General features: G+C 61.2%; 19 protein-coding genes. 5 read left to right on the top strand and 14 right to left on the bottom strand.

Going from position 1 to position 16701, the window contains the following annotated elements:
- Positions 1-16: 16 nt before the first annotated feature.
- From dsbG to AB4N85_RS13150, 4 genes are all read right to left on the bottom strand, one after another.
- The gene (gene dsbG / locus AB4N85_RS13165) at positions 17-787 is read right to left on the bottom strand and encodes a thiol:disulfide interchange protein DsbG (RefSeq protein WP_252868026.1); all 771 of its coding nucleotides are present in this window, start codon (positions 785-787) and stop codon (positions 17-19) included.
- Positions 763-1644 (bottom strand): TlpA disulfide reductase family protein, encoded by an 882-nt coding sequence (locus tag AB4N85_RS13160; RefSeq protein ID WP_110646813.1) that lies wholly within the window; start codon positions 1642-1644, stop codon positions 763-765. Before AB4N85_RS13160 ends, dsbG begins: the two co-directional genes overlap by 25 nt.
- Positions 1644-3377 (bottom strand): protein-disulfide reductase DsbD, encoded by a 1734-nt coding sequence (dsbD, locus tag AB4N85_RS13155; RefSeq protein ID WP_252868025.1) that lies wholly within the window; start codon positions 3375-3377, stop codon positions 1644-1646. The genes AB4N85_RS13160 and dsbD overlap by 1 nt, the downstream gene beginning before the upstream one ends.
- Positions 3378-3474: 97 nt before the next feature.
- On the bottom strand, positions 3475-4167 hold the full coding sequence (locus AB4N85_RS13150) for a hypothetical protein (RefSeq protein WP_252868024.1): 693 nt from the start codon (positions 4165-4167) through the stop codon (positions 3475-3477).
- Positions 4168-4420: 253 nt separating this feature from the next.
- Between AB4N85_RS13150 and AB4N85_RS13145 the strand changes: the two genes are divergently transcribed.
- The 5 genes from AB4N85_RS13145 to AB4N85_RS13125 all read left to right on the top strand — a co-directional run bounded on the left by AB4N85_RS13145 (position 4421) and on the right by AB4N85_RS13125 (position 8986).
- A complete protein-coding gene (locus AB4N85_RS13145; RefSeq protein ID WP_122700104.1) occupies positions 4421-5101 on the top strand; it encodes a response regulator in 681 nt (226 codons plus the stop codon).
- Positions 5098-6423, top strand: a complete 1326-nt coding sequence (locus AB4N85_RS13140) for an ATP-binding protein (RefSeq protein ID WP_016770811.1) — start codon at positions 5098-5100, stop codon at positions 6421-6423. The genes AB4N85_RS13145 and AB4N85_RS13140 overlap by 4 nt, the downstream gene beginning before the upstream one ends.
- A 215-nt stretch (positions 6424-6638) precedes the next feature.
- Positions 6639-7160 carry a GNAT family N-acetyltransferase gene (locus tag AB4N85_RS13135; RefSeq protein ID WP_122707202.1) on the top strand — a complete coding sequence of 174 codons (522 nt, stop codon included), beginning with the start codon at positions 6639-6641 and terminating at the stop codon, positions 7158-7160.
- A gap of 106 nt (positions 7161-7266) precedes the next feature.
- Positions 7267-8679: an aspartate aminotransferase family protein gene (locus tag AB4N85_RS13130; RefSeq protein WP_252868023.1), complete on the top strand. Its 1413-nt coding sequence runs from the start codon at positions 7267-7269 to the stop codon at positions 8677-8679.
- 82 nt (positions 8680-8761) lie between these two features.
- Complete coding sequence (locus AB4N85_RS13125) at positions 8762-8986, top strand: MbtH family protein (protein WP_252868022.1); 225 nt, start codon at positions 8762-8764, stop codon at positions 8984-8986.
- A 198-nt stretch (positions 8987-9184) separates the two neighbouring features.
- Here the strand turns inward: AB4N85_RS13125 and AB4N85_RS13120 are convergent, their stop codons facing one another.
- The 10 genes from AB4N85_RS13120 to soxR form a co-directional block, all read right to left on the bottom strand.
- Entirely contained in the window at positions 9185-10090 is a 906-nt protein-coding gene (locus AB4N85_RS13120) for a metal ABC transporter substrate-binding protein (RefSeq protein WP_073472505.1), read from the bottom strand.
- Positions 10091-10990 (bottom strand): metal ABC transporter permease, encoded by a 900-nt coding sequence (locus AB4N85_RS13115; protein ID WP_007917717.1) that lies wholly within the window; start codon positions 10988-10990, stop codon positions 10091-10093.
- Positions 10990-11841, bottom strand: a complete 852-nt coding sequence (locus tag AB4N85_RS13110; protein WP_122707196.1) for a metal ABC transporter ATP-binding protein — start codon at positions 11839-11841, stop codon at positions 10990-10992. Before AB4N85_RS13110 ends, AB4N85_RS13115 begins: the two co-directional genes overlap by 1 nt.
- Entirely contained in the window at positions 11838-12767 is a 930-nt protein-coding gene (locus AB4N85_RS13105; RefSeq protein WP_056788579.1) for a metal ABC transporter substrate-binding protein, read from the bottom strand. Before AB4N85_RS13105 ends, AB4N85_RS13110 begins: the two co-directional genes overlap by 4 nt.
- A 35-nt stretch (positions 12768-12802) precedes the next feature.
- On the bottom strand, positions 12803-13378 hold the full coding sequence (locus tag AB4N85_RS13100) for a DUF6162 family protein (RefSeq protein WP_217851603.1): 576 nt from the start codon (positions 13376-13378) through the stop codon (positions 12803-12805).
- Positions 13375-13713, bottom strand: a complete 339-nt coding sequence (locus AB4N85_RS13095; RefSeq protein ID WP_252868021.1) for a hypothetical protein — start codon at positions 13711-13713, stop codon at positions 13375-13377. Before AB4N85_RS13095 ends, AB4N85_RS13100 begins: the two co-directional genes overlap by 4 nt.
- Complete coding sequence (locus AB4N85_RS13090) at positions 13710-14252, bottom strand: thiamine pyrophosphate-binding protein (RefSeq protein WP_252868020.1); 543 nt, start codon at positions 14250-14252, stop codon at positions 13710-13712. Before AB4N85_RS13090 ends, AB4N85_RS13095 begins: the two co-directional genes overlap by 4 nt.
- Positions 14249-15448 carry a PepSY-associated TM helix domain-containing protein gene (locus tag AB4N85_RS13085; RefSeq protein ID WP_016770800.1) on the bottom strand — a complete coding sequence of 400 codons (1200 nt, stop codon included), beginning with the start codon at positions 15446-15448 and terminating at the stop codon, positions 14249-14251. Before AB4N85_RS13085 ends, AB4N85_RS13090 begins: the two co-directional genes overlap by 4 nt.
- A 215-nt stretch (positions 15449-15663) precedes the next feature.
- On the bottom strand, positions 15664-16122 hold the full coding sequence (locus AB4N85_RS13080; RefSeq protein WP_056788589.1) for a VOC family protein: 459 nt from the start codon (positions 16120-16122) through the stop codon (positions 15664-15666).
- Positions 16123-16234: 112 nt separating this feature from the next.
- Positions 16235-16687 (bottom strand): redox-sensitive transcriptional activator SoxR, encoded by a 453-nt coding sequence (gene soxR, locus AB4N85_RS13075; protein ID WP_056788635.1) that lies wholly within the window; start codon positions 16685-16687, stop codon positions 16235-16237.
- Positions 16688-16701: the final 14 nt, after the last annotated feature.

Raw genomic sequence — 16701 nt, 5'->3', positions numbered from 1 at the left:
CCAAGCAATGAAAAAACTACTTAGGCCCGAGAATCTTCACCAACTTGTCCGGCGAAGGCGCGCCTTGCTGTTGTTGCAGTTCGCCTTTGTCATCCATGTAGAAAATCGCCGGGGTGGCTTGCAGTTCGAGGTCTTCCATCAATTGCATGTTCGCCGCGAGTTTGCTCTGCACGGCGACCGGAATGTCTTTGAGAGCCTTGAGCGCGCTGCCCTTGCCGGCCTTTTCGTGATCTTCCAGGGCCTTGGCCGGGTCTTTCGCCGCCAGCAGCGCGGCTGATTTGCCCGGGCTGTCTTCGCGGATGATGCCGACCATGATGTGGCGCAACTGCACTTTGCCGGCCTTGACCCATGGCCGCGCCTGTTCCCAGAACATGTTGCAGTAGGGGCAATTCGGATCGCTGAACAGGTACACCGTGCGCGGTGCATCCTTGTTGCCGTCCTGAATCCAGTTGCTCGCCTCGAACTTGGCCCAGACTTCCTTGGACATCGGCGCGTAGACCAGTTTCTGCAAAGGCTCGCTGCTCAGATCCTTGCCGTCGGCGTCGTACAGATTACCCACCACGACGTGTTTGCCGTCCGGGGTCAGGTACAGCGCCATGCCGCGATTCTGGTATTGCGCGGCGTACCCGCGCAGGCCATCGGGGGCGTCGAACTGGCCGACGATTTTCGCGCCCTTGGCTTCGATCTTTTTGATTGCGGCGGGCAGTTCTTCAGCAGCCTGTACCGACGGCAAGTGCAGCAGGGCAGTGCCCAGGGTCAGCGTCAGCAGGTGGCGGAGGCGGGGCATGGCAGTTTCCTTGCAGAGTTGGCCGGGGCAACGGCCTGATTCGGGCTTGAAGGTGAAGTGTCGAAGGTTTCCAGGGCGCGGGCGAGGCTGGCGTTCGACAGTTCACCGAGGTGACTGGTCAGCAAGCGACCGTCCGGGCTATAGAACAGCGTAGTCGGTAACGCCATGGAACCCACGGCCTGACCGAGACGGCCATTGCGGTCGAACAGCACGTTGTTCAGGCTCAGGCCCTGGGTTTCCAGGAACGTGGCCACGCTTTGCATGCTTTCGGCCTGATTGACGAACAAGAACGTCAGATCAGGGCGCTGTTGCTGGGCGTTTTCCAGCACCGGCATTTCTCGCCGGCACGGCGGGCACCAGGTCGCCCACAGGTTGATCACCAGCGGGCCGCCCTGATAGTCGCTGAGCTTGATCTTTTCCCCGGCGGCGTTGCGCAGGGCAATATCCGGCAGCCGGGTGCCCTGTTCGTAGATATTCAGCGACAGGGTGGCAAGCAGCCAGAACGCCACGCCACTGACCACGCCGAAGCCCAGCGGACGGCGCAAAGCGGGCCGGCGCCAGCCGCGATACAACGCCGCCAGCAGCAGCACGATCACTCCGGGCCAGGCGAGGAAACCGCCGTCGCGCAGATCGATGATCTGCCACGGGTCATTGCGATAGTGCGACCAGTACAGCGCGACAAACGCAATGCGCGCCGCGAGCATGCCCAGCAAGAACAGGCTGAACAGCGCTGACTCGGGGTTATCGCCGCCGCGCTTGGCCACTCGCCAGCCGACAAATGTCGCCAGCGCCAGAGCACTGATCAGCAGCAGGTGGTTGAGCGCGATGGCGAAGGTGCCGAGGGTGAACGTCAGCATCAGTTGGCATCTCGGGTGGCGGACCAGCGTTGCAGGAAGGTGTCGGCATCGACCTCGCCGGTGATGCGCTGGCTGCGGCGTTCTTCGCCGTCAGCGCCGATCCAGATGAACGTCGGCGGCCCCGGCACTTTGTAGCGACTGAGCAGCTCGCGGCTGGCGGCGTTATCGGCGGTCACATCCAGGCGCAGCAGGCGCACATCGCTCAGGGCCTGCACGACCTTGGCTTCACCGAACACCTTCTTCTCCATGACCTTGCACGACACGCACCAGTCGGCGTAGTAATCGAGCAGCACCCACTGACCCTGGGCCTTGGCCGCGTCGAGTTCGCGTTGCAGGACGGCCGGTTCCTTGATTGTGCTGAAGGCATCGTGGCCCGTCGGCGCTGCGCTGGCGACAGGGCCGGCGCTGTAGACCTGCAATGGCTGATACGGATCATCGCTGCCACCCGCCGCACCGATCACCAACAAGCTGCCCCACAAACCGAGCAACAGGGACAGCGCGCCAAACATCTGTGCGACGCGGCCAAAACCTTCGGATTGTTTCCAAGCGCTGTAAGCGGCGATCAACAGCAGAGCGCCGCACAGCCCCAGCCACAACGACGGGTCCAGTACCGGGCGCAGCATCAACAATGCAGTGGCAAGAAAGAGGAAGCCGAATATGCCCTTGAGCAGATTCATCCACGCGCCGGGTTTCGGCAGGAAACGGTTGCCCACAGTGACCAGCAGCAACAGCGGCACACCGATGCCGATGCCCAGTGCAAACAGAATCAGACCGCCGTGCAACGCGTTACCGCTCTGCGCGATGTACAGCAGCGCGCCGGCCAGTGGCGCGGTCATGCACGGCCCGACCAACAGACCGGACAATGCGCCCAGCACGCCGGCGCCGATCAGGCTGCCGCCGCTGCGGCTGCGCGACGCATGTTCCAGGCGATCACGCAGGGCCACCGGCAGTTGCAGCTCGAAGAAGCCGAACATCGGCAATGCCAGCACCACGAAAATGGCGGCAAATGCTCCGAGTAACCAAGGATTCTGCAACCACGCCTGCAGGTTCGCACCGAGCAGCGCAGCAATCACGCCCATCGCCGCATACACCAGTGCCATGCAGATCACGTAGCTGCTGGCCAAGGCAAACCCGCGCCGTGGTGTGGCGCCACTGCCGACGATCATCCCGGCGAGAATCGGCAGCATCGGCAGCGAACACGGGGTAAACGCCAACAGCAGGCCGAGTCCGAAGAACACCAGCAGACTCCAGCCCAGCGCCCGTTGTTGCAGACTGCTGGCCAAAGCCTGATCCGGGGCTTCAGCGCCTGTTGTTGCTGCGGCTTTGCCACCCAGATCGATCACCCTGGTTTGCGGTGGATAGCACAGACCGGCATCGGCGCAACCTTGATAGCTGACTTTGATCTGACCGCTGGCCGCCGCCGGGATTTTTACTTCCAGCCCTTGGCGGTACACCGGCTGCTCGCCGAAGAACTCATCGCTGTGGGATTCGCCTTCAGGCAACACCGGCTGCTGATCGGCGGCCAGTCCATCGAATTTCAGGCGTTTCTGATACAGGTAATAGCCGTCAGTGATCTGCCAGAACAGCTGGGTTTCGCCCGAGTCCAGACGCTCGGAGGTGAGTACGAATGCCTTGTCGACGGGTAAAAAGTCCGGCTTGGACTCGAACGGATTGTTTCCGGCCTGAGCCAGACCGGAAACCAGTAGAGCAAACAGAAGAAAAAAATGACGCATGGAGGAGCCTTGTCCCTGTGCAAGTGGGGTGCAGGATGGGCGGCGGCGATTAACCGATAATTAACCCTATCCTACTAGGCTCGCCGGGATTGACCAATCAACCACGCAGCAGGCCGGGCCAATTGCCGTCATCAATGGTTGTGGGGCCGGCAACGAGTCGGTCGGACTGAATGTTGTAAGTGAGGTACTGATTGTTGGTCAGGAAGATATACCAGTAACTGTCTGCAAATGTCCGGTCATTCTGCGCCGCGGTGATTATCCGGTCCTTGTAAGGTTTCAGCGCGCCCAGCTGATATTCGCCGAAACGGTTGTACTTGACGGTCTTGGCCTTGTAGTCGAAAGACAAGTAGTGGCCGTCATCGAGGATGAATCGAAACAGGAAAGGGTAGCCGGTCAGTTGAAACCAGGTGCCAGCGATGATCTTGTCAAAATATGGAAGAATCGGCTTCCACACCGAGTCGGCTACCTTGTAGAAGCCGGCAACTTTATCGCTGTCCTGATCGTATTTGCAGACCATCGGAGTTGTTCCGTCATAAAAGAAAAGCCAGGCAATATCCTCGTCACTTTCGGCGTTCCAGCCGAAGGAAGTGGTAGTCAAGCCAAAGCGCAGATCTTTGGTATACGGGGCGAAGTTGTCCCAGTTGCCTGCCGTGGCGGCTGGATAATTGGACGGGACACTATTATCGCCAATATCAAATCGCGAATAGGTATCGGTGTCCTTGAAGAAAAAATAAATTCGATCAGGGCCGGAGCGCCAGTCTATGGCAACAAAGTTATTCAAGTTGGTCATGTTTAAAAATCCATTTAAGTTTGGGGTTGAAGTTGCCAGTTGAAACTAGATGAAGTTGCGTTGGCGATAAAGGCTGGAATTGTTTCTGAATGGATAGCGGGGTAATAAAGTTTGCTAGGCGTGCTCGCGTCGGTTGCTGGGCTGCGACAATCTGACTGCATTCTTGTGCAGCTTTGCGAAGTCGACGTGTGCCGCCATAATTGCCCCTTAATCCTTGCCTGCTTCACTCGCCTTTTTTATTTCCGGAGCCCCTATGCACGTACTGGTTTGCGAAGACGATGAGCTGATCGCCAGCGGCATCGTCGCCGGACTCAAGGCTCAGGGTCTGACCGTCGAGCACGTCAACACCGCGTCCAAGGCGCGGGCGATGCTCAAGGTCGCCGAATTCGATGTGATGGTGCTCGATCTCGGCCTGCCGGACGAAGATGGCCTCAAGTTGCTGCAACAGTTGCGGCAGAGCGGCCTGGAAATCCCGGTTCTCATCCTCACTGCCCGTGACTCGGTGACCGATCGTGTCGATGGTCTGCAGGCCGGCGCCGACGACTATCTGCTCAAGCCTTTCGACCTGCGCGAACTGTTCGCTCGCCTGCAAACCCTGCTGCGCCGGGTGGCAGGGCGTAGTGTCAATCTGATTGAGCACGGCGCGCTGACCTACGACCCGAGCAGCCGCGAAACCCGACTCGCCGGGCAACCGGTGGACCTCTCGCGCCGTGAGCAGTCGCTGTTGCAGGCGCTGCTGCACAATCGCGGCCGGGTGCTGTCCACCGAGCAACTGAAGGACAGCGTCTACGGCTTCAACGACGAACTGGAAAGCAACGCGCTGAACGTGCATATCCATCATCTGCGCAGCAAGCTTGGCAAAGGCATCGTCGAAACCGTGCGTGGTCTGGGCTATCGCCTCGGCCCCGCCGATGGCGCAGAGCAAGGCAAATGATGAGTCTGCGCCTGCGCCTGAGCCTGACGCTCGGCGCCGCCTTCGCGTTGATCTGGGCGCTGGCGGCGGCGTGGATGCTCAGCGACCTGCGCAATCAGATGATGTTTTCCCTCGACCAGCGTCTGGTGGCCTCGGCGCGCATGGTCGCCGGTTTGCTCGAGCAATTGCCGACGCTGCCAAGCAAGGGCGAGGGCACCCACTTCAGTGCTGAACAGTTGAACATTCCCGGCGGCATGGCCTGTCAGGTCAGCTCATTGCGCGGCGAGATTCTCGCGCGAAGCCACAACAACCCCGAGCAAGCGCTGGAAGCCGAGAAAATGGGCTTCCACGATCAGATGATCGACGGCGCACCGTGGCGCAGCTTCACCCTGGCCCGCGGCGATGTGCGCATCACTACGGCGGATCGGCAGATCGAGCGCGAAGCCTTGAACATGTCGATTCTGCTCGCTGCTTCGGTGCCGGTCGGCGTGGCCTTGCTGGGTTGCCTGTGCCTGCTGTGGCTAGGCATCGGGCAGGGGCTGGCGCCGCTCAATCGTCTGCGCGAGGCGCTGATGCGGCGCAATGCCGACTCTCTTGAACCATTGCAGTTGCAGGCGTTTCCCAGCGAACTGAAGCCGCTGCTGGAAACCCAGAACCAGTTGTTCCAGCGCATCGGCAAGACCATCGAACGTGAACGTCGTCTGACCGGCGACGCCGCGCATGAACTGCGCAGTCCGCTGACGGCGATCAAGACCCACCTGCAAGTGGCGCGCATGACCGACGGCAGCGCCCGCGATCAGTCGCTCGCGCGCGCCGAAGAGGGCGCCGATCGCTTGCATCGCACCCTTGAGCAATTGCTGTTACTGGCGCGGGTCGAAGGCAGTCTGTCGTTTGATGACGGCTCGCAATGCAGCGCCGAACAAGTGGCCAGACTGGCGATCCAGGACGCTACCGGCGGTGAACGGCTGCGGATCAAACTGCACGTGCCTGACGACTTGTCCGCCGCGCCGCTGCAAATGCCTGCCGTGCTGGCGATTGCTGCACTGCGCAACCTGCTCGACAACGCCTTGCGTCACACACCTGAAGATTGCGCGGTCGAGGTCCATCTGGAAAACATCGGCAATCGCGTGCGTTTTGTCGTGCGTGACCATGGCCCCGGCATTGCGCCAGATGATTTGCAGCATCTGACCCAACGCTTCTGGCGCAACGGGCAGAGCACCGGCTGCGGGCTGGGTCTGGCGATTGTCCAGGCGATTGTTCAGCGCTGTGACTGCGCCCTGCATTTCGACAGCCGCCCGGATGGCTTGCGGGTCGAACTGACCATGCCGTTGCAAACCCTCTGATCTCACCTTGGATCCCCTGTGGGAGCGAGCCTGCTCGCGAATGCGGAAGTCATTCAACATCGACGTTGACTGGCCTGACGCTTTCGCGAGCAGGCTCGCTCTCACAAAAGAACATGTTCTGCCACATCAAATGTAACTTCTCGGCGTTCGCTATCCGCCAGGGTTGGGGCTAAGGTCAACCCAGCTTTGACTCAATGGATTGAGGGAACTGCGCCATGGAAGCACCCGTCTGCATACGTCCGGCCACCCTGGCCGACACCGGCATCATCAACCGTATTGTCGAGCGTTCGATCCGTATCGGATGTGCACTCGATCACCGCAACCATCCACTTCTCGTCAGCGACTGGCTCAACCGTTCTCCCGCCGATTTCATCAGTAGCCGGCTCGCCGACCCACATTTCTATCTCTGCGTCGCTTTGCTTGATGACAAACCGGTTGGTGTCGGCATGGCTCGGGTCAGTGGCGAAATCCTGCTGTGTTACGTCCAGCCGGAATCCTTCCGCCGAGGCGTCGGCCGGGCGCTGATGCAGAATGTCGAAGGCTGGTTGCGGGTTCGCGGTGTGCGCAATGCTCACCTCAACAGCACGCGCACCGCCGAGGGGTTCTATCGGCACCTGGGTTACCAACAGGCAGCGCTACCCGGTCTCTGCAACGGCTTGCAAACCGTGCCGCTGCGCAAACCTTTGTCCTCACCGGCCGGACAACTCGATCACGGGTGTAAATCCGCACCGCGCTGAAGCGTTTCCAGAACAGGAAAACCTGCAAGTGCGCCCCGCGACCGGAACGCGCACCTGTCGGTGTGCTGTTCTGGTCACTATCCATAGCGAATTGAGGGGTCGAGAGATGTCAGTCGCCACCAGTCTTATCGAAGCGTCGTCGGCCCGGGTCGCCTCGGCGCCGGCGGAAACGTTGTTCGAATTCAACGAATCACCGTTGTTGGCGCGGCAGAGCCGGCAGGAGTCCAACGCACGCAGCTATCCTCGGCGTATTCCCTTGGCGCTCAAGCGTGCCAAGGGCTTGTATGTCGAGGATGTTGAAGGACGTACATTCATCGACTGCCTGGCTGGAGCCGGCACGCTGGCGCTGGGGCATAACCACCCGGTGGTGATCGAGGCGATCCAGCAAGTGCTGGCCGATGAGTTGCCGCTGCACACCCTCGACCTGACTACGCCAGTCAAGGATCAATTCGTCCAGGACCTGTTCGGGCTGCTACCGACGGAGTTGGCGGCGCAAGCGAAGATCCAGTTTTGTGGCCCGACCGGCACCGACGCCGTGGAAGCAGCGCTGAAACTGGTGCGCACCGCAACCGGGCGCAGCACCGTGCTGTCATTTTCCGGCGGTTATCACGGCATGAGTCAGGGGGCGTTGAGCCTGATGGGCAGCCTGGGGCCGAAAAAACCACTTGGTGCGTTGCTCAGCAACGGCGTGCAGTTCATGCCTTTTCCCTACGATTACCGTTGCCCGTTCGGTCTGGGCGGCGCAGCGGGCGTCAACGCCAATCTGAGTTATCTGGAAAGCCTGCTCAACGATCCCGAGGCCGGGGTGCAATTGCCGGCGGCGGTGATCGTTGAGGCGGTACAGGGTGAGGGCGGGGTGATTCCAGCGGATGTCGAGTGGTTGCGCGGCTTGCGCCGGATCACCGAGAAGGCCGGTGTGGCGTTGATCGTTGATGAGATCCAGAGCGGTTTCGCCCGTACCGGCAAGATGTTTGCCTTTGAACACGCGGACATCGTTCCGGATGTGGTTGTACTGTCCAAAGCCATCGGTGGCAGCCTGCCGTTGGCGGTGGTGGTTTACCGCGACTGGCTCGACACCTGGCAACCCGGCGCCCATGCCGGCACGTTCCGCGGCAATCAGATGGCCATGGCCGCCGGTTCAGCGGTGATGCGTTACCTGGTCGAGCACAAAGTCTGCGAGCACGCTGCTGCCATGGGTGATCGGCTCAGCGAGCATCTGCACATTCTGCAGCGCGACTTCCCGCAGCTGGGCGATATCCGAGGGCGCGGCTTGATGCTTGGCGTCGAACTGGTCGACCCGAACGGCGCACCCGACGCGCTCGGTCATCCGCCAGCATTTGCGCGCCTGGCGCCGTTGGTGCAACGCGAATGTCTCAAGCGCGGGCTGATTCTGGAACTCGGCGGCCGCCATGGCGCGGTGGTGCGCTTCCTGCCGCCGCTGGTGATCAGCGCCGCGGAAATCGATCGGGTGGCCGAGATCTTTGGTCGCGCTTTGTGCGCTGCCAGCGCCGCGCTGTAAATTTTTCCGCGCGGCGAACGTTCTTTCTACATACCCGGCTGCATCCGTTGTGCAGCCGACCTTACAACGATGGAGAACCAGCATGACGTCAGTATTCGACCGCGAGGACATCCTCTTTCAGGTCGTGGTCAACCACGAAGAGCAATACTCGATCTGGCCCGATTACAAAGCCGTGCCGCAAGGCTGGCGTACCGTGGGCAAGAGCGGCCTGAAAAAGGAATGCCTGGCCTTTATCGAAGAAGTCTGGACCGACATGCGCCCGTTGAGCCTGCGCCAGAAGATGGATGCGCAAGTCGCGGCGCAATAAGCGACCGGGCATAAAAAACCCGCTGGACCAGTGATGGTCAGCGGGTTTTTTCATGTCTTGAATTTGTATTGTCTGCACAGTCTCATCGCTGGCAAGCCAGCTCCCACAGGTATTGTGGTTGATCACAAATGTGTGTTCGCCAAAAACTCTGTGGGAGCTGGCTTGCCAGCGATGAACGATGACTCGGTATCAGCCTGACTACGCTCCGCTCAACCCCTTGAGCAACAAATCCACATTCCCCTCCAGCTCCGCCAGCGGATCGGCCGCATCGGTACTCAACACCACCAGGCGGCTGCCGGATTCGGCAATCGCTGCTTTCACCGGCTCCGCTGGCTGGCGATGGTGCAGCACCACTGCCACGTCATTGTCCTTTAGCGTCGCCGTCAGCTTCTTCAACTCCTCTGGCGTCCACTCGGCATCAGGCCGCGCGTCCTGTCCGGCCAGTTCAAGGTTGAGGCTGCCAATCAGATAGCCGAAGTGATCGCTCAGGCTCATCACGCTCAGGTTGTCCGCCTCGGCCAGACGCGCTTCGGTGTCCGCGCTGAGTTTCAGCAAACGCTGTTTCAACGCCGCCAGGTTGGCTTCGATTGCAGGCTTGGCGCTCGGCGCCAGGCGCACCAGGTCCGCCGCCATCACATCGGCCATGCGCCCCATGTTGTTGCTCGCCAGCCATGGCTGACTGTTCAGGCCATCAACCTGCAGGCCCGGCTGCACGGCGATGCCGGGCAGGGCGCCGTCGACCGGGCGCGCAGCATCGACTTCGACGATACGGATGTTGCTGCGCCGCGCGATCGGGTACAGCGGATCATCGGCCCACAGCGAACGCAGACCGATTACCGCGTCCGCGTCGGTGGCCAGTTTGCTCAGCGCCGGAGCGCCACGGCCGGTGAAATACGCAGTCTGACGGCTACCCGGAAGGTTGGCCGGCGCCGCACGTTCAAGTTTGACGTCGGTACCCTTGAGCAATGCTTCGCCCAATCCATAGGTGATCGGTAACGAGGCCAGAACGCGCAACGGTTTCGCAGTTTCAGCCGCCATCAACGGAGTGCAGACCACGCCACACAGGGCCATGGCCAGAGTCAGGTTACGCAATGAAAAAGCCATTTATCCAAGGTTCCCTTTCAGGCTGGGGACGACGCCGCGCGCAATGGCGGCGAGGGCGAAAGCGATGCCGGCGACCAGAATGATCGCGGCGCCGGACGGGATCGGCAGATCGAATACGATCGGCGCAAGAATCCCGCACAGGGTGCTGACGGTAGCGATCAGCACCGAGCACCAGAAAAACCCTTTCAGCGACTGACTGAGCAAGCGCGCCGCTGCCGCCGGAATCACCAGCAAGGCACCGACCAGAATCGCGCCAATCACCTTCACTGCCGCGACGGTGATCAAGGTCACCAGGATCACGAACAGGTAATCCAGGGTCTTCACCGCTACGCCACGCACCGCCGCCAGTTGCGGATTGAAACTGGCGAGCATGATGCGGTTGTACAGCGGCAGGGCGAGGGCCATGACCAGCGAACCGACGATCGCCAGCACCGCCAGATCATTGCCGTTGACGGTCAACACCGAACCGAACAGCACGTTTTCCAGAATGTGCACGTTGATCTTGCCGGCGAGAATCAGCAGCAGGCTCGCGCCCAGTGCCAGTGACACCGAGAGAAACACGCCGATCAGCGTATCCGGTGCCAGCCCGGTGCGGTTGCGCAGGTAGTTGAGCAGGATGCCGAACAGCAGGCAGTAGCCGAACAGGCTGCCGTACGGGCCGGTGTAGGGTTCGCCGAGCAGGATGCCGATGGCGACACCGGTCAACGCGGCATGGCCGACTGCTTCGGAAAAGAACGCGAAGCGCTTGACCACCACCAGCGTGCCGAGCCCGCCCAGCACCGGGCCGATCAGCAGGCCGGCGAGCAGGGCGTTGACGACAAAGCCGTAGGCCAGCGCTTCCGGCAGATAACCGGAAGACGCCCAACCCTGGACCATCAAACGAAAGGCTTCGTAACTCATCAGACCGCGCTCCGTGGATGGGTGGAAAACAGCGTCAGGAGACGCTCCGGAGTCAGTGCCTGTTGCGGTGTGGCATCGAACAGCACGCGGCGGTTGAGGCCGGTAACCCGATCGGCCAGCCGACCCACCGCTTCCAGGTCATGCTCAATCCACAACACCGTGATCCCCGCCGCGCGCCAGTCAGTCAGCAGACGTTCGAACACCTGGATCCCGGCCTCATCGAGGGCCGACATCGGCTCGTCGAGCACCAGCAGTTGCGGCGCCGGAATCAAGCCCTGCGCGAGCAGCACCCGCTGCCGCTCGCCGCCGGACAGCGCGCCCATGCGCCGCTTGCGCTTGTCCTGCATGCCGACGCGCTCCAGTGCCTCGCCGATGGCGCCGGCGTAGTGTTTGCTTAAACCGAGAAAGGCCGGACGGCGTTGACACATGGCGGCCATGAAATCGTCGACGGTCATCGGCAAGCCGCGATCGAACTCCAGCGCCTGCGGAACGTAACCAATGGTGCCGGGCTCGCCGGGCCAGTGCAGGCTGAGCTGGCCCTGATGCGGCATCTGCCCCAGCAGCGTTTTGATCAGCGAACTCTTGCCGCCACCATTGGGGCCGACCAGCGCATGCACGCTGCCGGGCTGCACCTGGAAGCTGACCTTGTCGAGAATCGTCGTGCGCCCCAGCGTCAGGCTCACTTCCGTAAACTCCAGCGATGGCCCGGTTATCCCCTGTGGGAGCGAGCCTGCTCGCGAATGCGGTGCGTCATTCAGCGAAGATGTTGCCTGATCCGGCGCCTTCGCGAGCAGGCTCGCTCCCACCGGGTTATTGGTGTTGTCAGGGATCAAGGTTTCTTTCGACGTCATGCCCCCGACTCCTGAATCGCCCGGACCACGGTGTTGAGGTTGCCGGTCATTTCCTTTTCGTACTTGTCGGCGGTGTATTCGCCGTAGGAAATGTGCGACAGCGGGTACAGCTTCACCCCGGATTCGCGCTGGATGGTGTCGACGTAGCTGGACGGGAAATCCATCTCCGAGAAGATCACTTTGACGTCGAGTTCACGCAACTGGTCGATGGTTTTTTTCAGCTGACTCGGGCTTGGCTCGATGCCGTGGGCCGGCTCGACCACGGCCGTCACTTCCAGACCGAATTCGCGCAACAGATAGTCGTAAGCCGCATGCACTGTGGCCACGCGCAGTTCGGCGTTGGGTGCCTGGGTGAGTTTGGCCAAAGCGTCGGCGCGCATCTGCCGCAGGCGTTTGCCATAGGCACGCGCGTTCTGGGTGTAGGTCTTGGCGTTGTCCGGATCGATCTTGCCCAGTTCGCGGGCGATGTTGTTGACCTGGGCGATGGAGGCGCTGATCGACAGGAACGTGTGCGGATTGACCACTTTGCCGGCGCCGCGCGCAGCGACACCGGTGGCCGCCAGCAGCGGCACGTTCTCGTTGGCTTCGATGGTTTTGACATTGGGTGTTTCACTGGCGGCGATCATCCGGTCGGCGAAGTCGTCATGGCCGACGCCATTGAGCACGATCACGTCCAGCCCGCTGATGCGCTTGATGTCTTCAGCTCGAGGCTCGTAGGCGTGCGGATTGAAGCCGGCGGGAATCAGCGGCACCACTTCGGCCTTGTCGCCGACGATGTTGGCGACGTAGCTGTAATACGGATGCAGAGTGATGCCGATACGCAGGCGTTTGCCTTGCTCGGCGCTGGCCAACGGGCTCAGCAGGCAGGCGCACAGGCCAAGCAGAAACAGGCGTAACAATGGACGGCGAGGAGATGAAATGGACATGGGCAAGCAGTCTTCTCTCGGATAAAGGCGAGGAATCAATGGCGATGTTCGCGGGTAACCCCGGCATCGAATTGCGCGACGATCTGTTTCCAGCCAGCGGCGGACAGCGCCGCGTCGGACAGATCCTCCGCAGGCGCGAGGTCGGCGCTGCGGTTCAGCCAGATGTCCGGCGCCGCGTTGGCGTCAGTGCCGACACGCATCAAAAACGAACCGGCGACATCAGGCGTCGCACTCCGACCGAAATAGGCACGATCGGCGAACATCTGCCATGCGTGACCGCCACGGCTGACCGAACTGGCATCCTGCGCGAACGGCGCGAAACCTTCTTCGGCCAGCACCTGTGGCGTCGGCAGGGCTTGTTGCTCTTCGCGCAGTAGACGGATTTCGTCGAGGGTCACGCGCAGGTCGGCATAGATGCCTTGCTCAGCGGCGCTGAGATCGCGGCGGGCGTCGTACTGGTTGCTGGCGACCGGCTCCGGTTCATGGGAAACCCCGCGCCACGCCACCACCGAGCCGGCGACCGCGAGGATCAGCAGGCACAACAGCAGCACATTGAGGGTTTCATGACCGGCACCGGCCGGACGTACCACTTGCGTCGTCGGGCTACTCATGGGGCTTCGATATCCGCCTGGTCGATTTCCACCACGTGGCCTGGTCCGGCGTCGAACAGCACATAGAACTCGCTGCCGGGCTTCTTGAACGTCAGCGTCGAGTCATCACCCAATTTGCCCGGCACCAGAATGGTTTCGTCATAGCCGATCACATCGAGGGTCACCCCCGGCGCGCCGCTGCCGTCGGAGAAACCGCCGGTGCATTTGATCTGTTCGGCATCGATGGCTTTGCATTCGCACATCGGGTTGTGCGCCAGGGCGCTGGCGCTGAAACCGGCGCTCAGCAGCAGCGCGGCGCTGGCGATCAAACGGGTATGAAGGGGTGAGCGAGTCATGGTTTGGCTCCTTGTTTGTTCAGCCACGCAACCGTGGCGGGGGAGGCTTGGCTCAGGGGAATCGCGGCTTGGTGCATGCTGCCGTCCCAGCCTTCCATGGTGATCCACAGCTCGGCGTCAGGTTTGGTCTTTGCCGGGATCGGCATCTGCGTGCCCATGCGGTAAGGGGTACCGAAGAAGATCGTGCCGGCGGCACGCAGGCTGCGCGGCTTGCCGATGCGCAGGTAAGTGGCCTTGACCTGTTCGACACAGCTGTCGCAGACGGCGGCAGTGAAATCCTTCATGTAGCCGGCCGGGCCGCTCAGGTGCGGCGCCTCTTCGCGTAACTCGGCCAGACGCAGGCTCCACGGGCCAACCTGAACGGTGCCTATTTCACGCTGGCCCAGGCCGCTGTCGCCGCGAAACAGCGAAGCATCGGCAAAGTATTTCGGCATGAAGCCCAGCGGGATCAGCAACAGCAGAACGTTGATATGGAAGCGCCACTTGTGCCAGAAACGCGACAGGCGCGACGGCGGTGTGATCGAGATGGCTTTGTTCACAGGCTGGCCTCCGAAGGTTCACGGCGCAGCGCCGGTTGGGCGGTGACGCGGTTTTTCTTGTCCTCGCGTTTCAGCGCATTGGCGGTGGCCAACGCGGTGCGCTTGGTCCAGATCAGCAGGCCGCTGAGGATCATCATGCTCAGCAACAGACCGAAGAAGAACCAGATCAACTTGATCCAGATTCCACCGAAGTCACCGGTGTGCAGCGGGCGCATGGATTCGGTGACGAATTCCAGCGAGGACCGATCGGACAGCAAGCGTGAGGAAGCCATTTCGCCGTTGTACGGGTTGAGAGTCGCGGTCTGATACATCAGCGGATACCAGCCACGGCCGCTGACGCTCATGTGCGAGTAGGCATTGCCCGGCAGGTTGACGTAACTGGCCTCCAGCCCCGGAATCTTCTGCTGGGCGATTTCTATTGCGCGATCCAGGCTGATGCGCGGCGGCGGGGTGCCGGCTGCCGAGATCGGCACACTTTCGCGGGACATCGCCGGGATGATCGGCTCGCTGGAAATGGAAATCTGGTTATCGAACAGGATCGCTTTGATCAGGAACCAGATGCCGGTGATGGAAATCACCGCGATGAACCAGATCGACCAGATGCCGCACAGGCGATGGAAGTCGCCCCAGAAGATCCGCGCACCATGGCGTACACGCAGGGTCGGGCGCAAAAAACCTTTCCAGAAGCGCTTGTAGACCACCAGCCCGGTAATCAGCGACACCAGCATCGGCACGCCGAGCAATGACACCAGATACCAGCCCCAGCTGTAGCCGTTGGTGAACGGCACCAGCCACCAGCCGTGCAGGGCGCGGGTGAACGCCTTGAAATCGAAGGCCGGCGCGGTGCCCTGAATGACTCCGGTGTACGGATTGACATAGACCGTCAACGAGCGCCCGTCGGGGTAGCTGACTTCGACGTCGAGGGCAAAGTGCGACTCGTCCGGACGATTGATGCTCTGCACCAGGGTTTGCGGCTCGGCCTGTTTGATCGCGGCGAGGATCTGGTCGTAGCTCAGTCGCGGCGCGTCGTCCGACGGCTGACTGGCGCGCATTTGCGGGTTGGCCAGCCAGACAATCTCCTGGCTGACCACCGCCAGCGTGCCGGTGACACAGACGATCAGCACAAAGAACCAGATCGGCAACGCCAGCCAGCTATGCACCAGGAACCACAGTTTGGAACGGGATTTCTTCGACATGATTGCGCGTCTTGATTGCGGTGGAAGGGGCCGGGCTACGGGCTTCGCAGCACGGAACTCCCCCGGGAGACCGTTCGTGGCTTTTGCCTACGCGAACGGCCTGCATTCCTATAAGACGGATGAGCGAAGAAAATCCCGAAAGCGGATATGAAAGTAAATGTTTCGCAATTACATCGGCAGTGTATTTCTGCCGGTTGATCCGAGGTAAAAAACCCTCAACCTTGGTTAAACATCTCCATCGCCCGCTGGCGAATCTGCTCTTCGCTCAGATCCTCTTTGTGCGTGGCGAGAAACCACAGATGGCCGAACGGATCTCTGAGCGTGCCGCTGCGATCACCATAAAACTGGTCTTTGACCTCGGAGACGCTTTGCGCCCCGGCATCCAGCGCTTGTTGAAAGGACTGGTCGACATCGGTGACATACAGGTGCAAGCCGATCGACACCGCCTGCTGCGGATTGCTCAACGGCCCCTGATCACAAGGGGTGCCAAGCATGATCGCGCTGTCGCCGATGCGCAGTTCGGCGTGGCCGATATTGCCGTCGGGCATGGTCAGGCGCATGACTTCGCTGGCATTGAAGGCTTTCTTGTAGAACTCGATGGCCTCGGCAGCCTGTTGGATGCCGAGATACGGGGTAATGCTGTGATACCCCTCGGGAATGGGTTTGACGCTCATGACGTTCTCCCTGTTTTTGTTTTCAACAGATGTGGTTACACCGGACTTACCCGGAGCAATCACTATAGAACCGTCCTTACTGCACAGATTTTCCGCCGACGAGCAGCAATCATCATTCATCGCGAAAGTGCGGGCCTGGGCCTCGGTCACCGAGCATGTCGCCTTTATTGCGTAACGGACACGCTTCCATGGACAGACAGCCGCAGCCGATGCACCCGGTGAGCTGATCGCGCATCAGCGTCAATTGCCTGATTCGTTCGTCGAGCTCGCGCTGCCATTGTTCAGACAGCATTTTCCAGTCCGCCGCCGATGGCGCGCGATCCTGCGGCAGGATCTTCAGCGCTTCGCCGATTTCCGCCAGCGGTATTCCCAGCCGTTGCGCGACTTTGATCAACGCCACCCGGCGCAGGACGGCGCGCGGATAGCGGCGCTGGTTGCCGGCATTGCGTTCACTCTTGATCAAACCTTTGGCTTCATAAAAGTGCAGCGCCGTGACCGCGACGCCACTGCGCGCCGCAACCTCACCCACGGTGAGAGGCTTGTGCACCTGGTCTTTGCTGATCATGCTGAAAATGCTCT

It is taken from the genome of Pseudomonas sp. H1_G08, assembly GCF_054681355.1.
The sequence above is the reverse complement of the archived record's forward strand: the minus strand, read 5'-3'. Positions and strand labels throughout refer to the sequence as shown.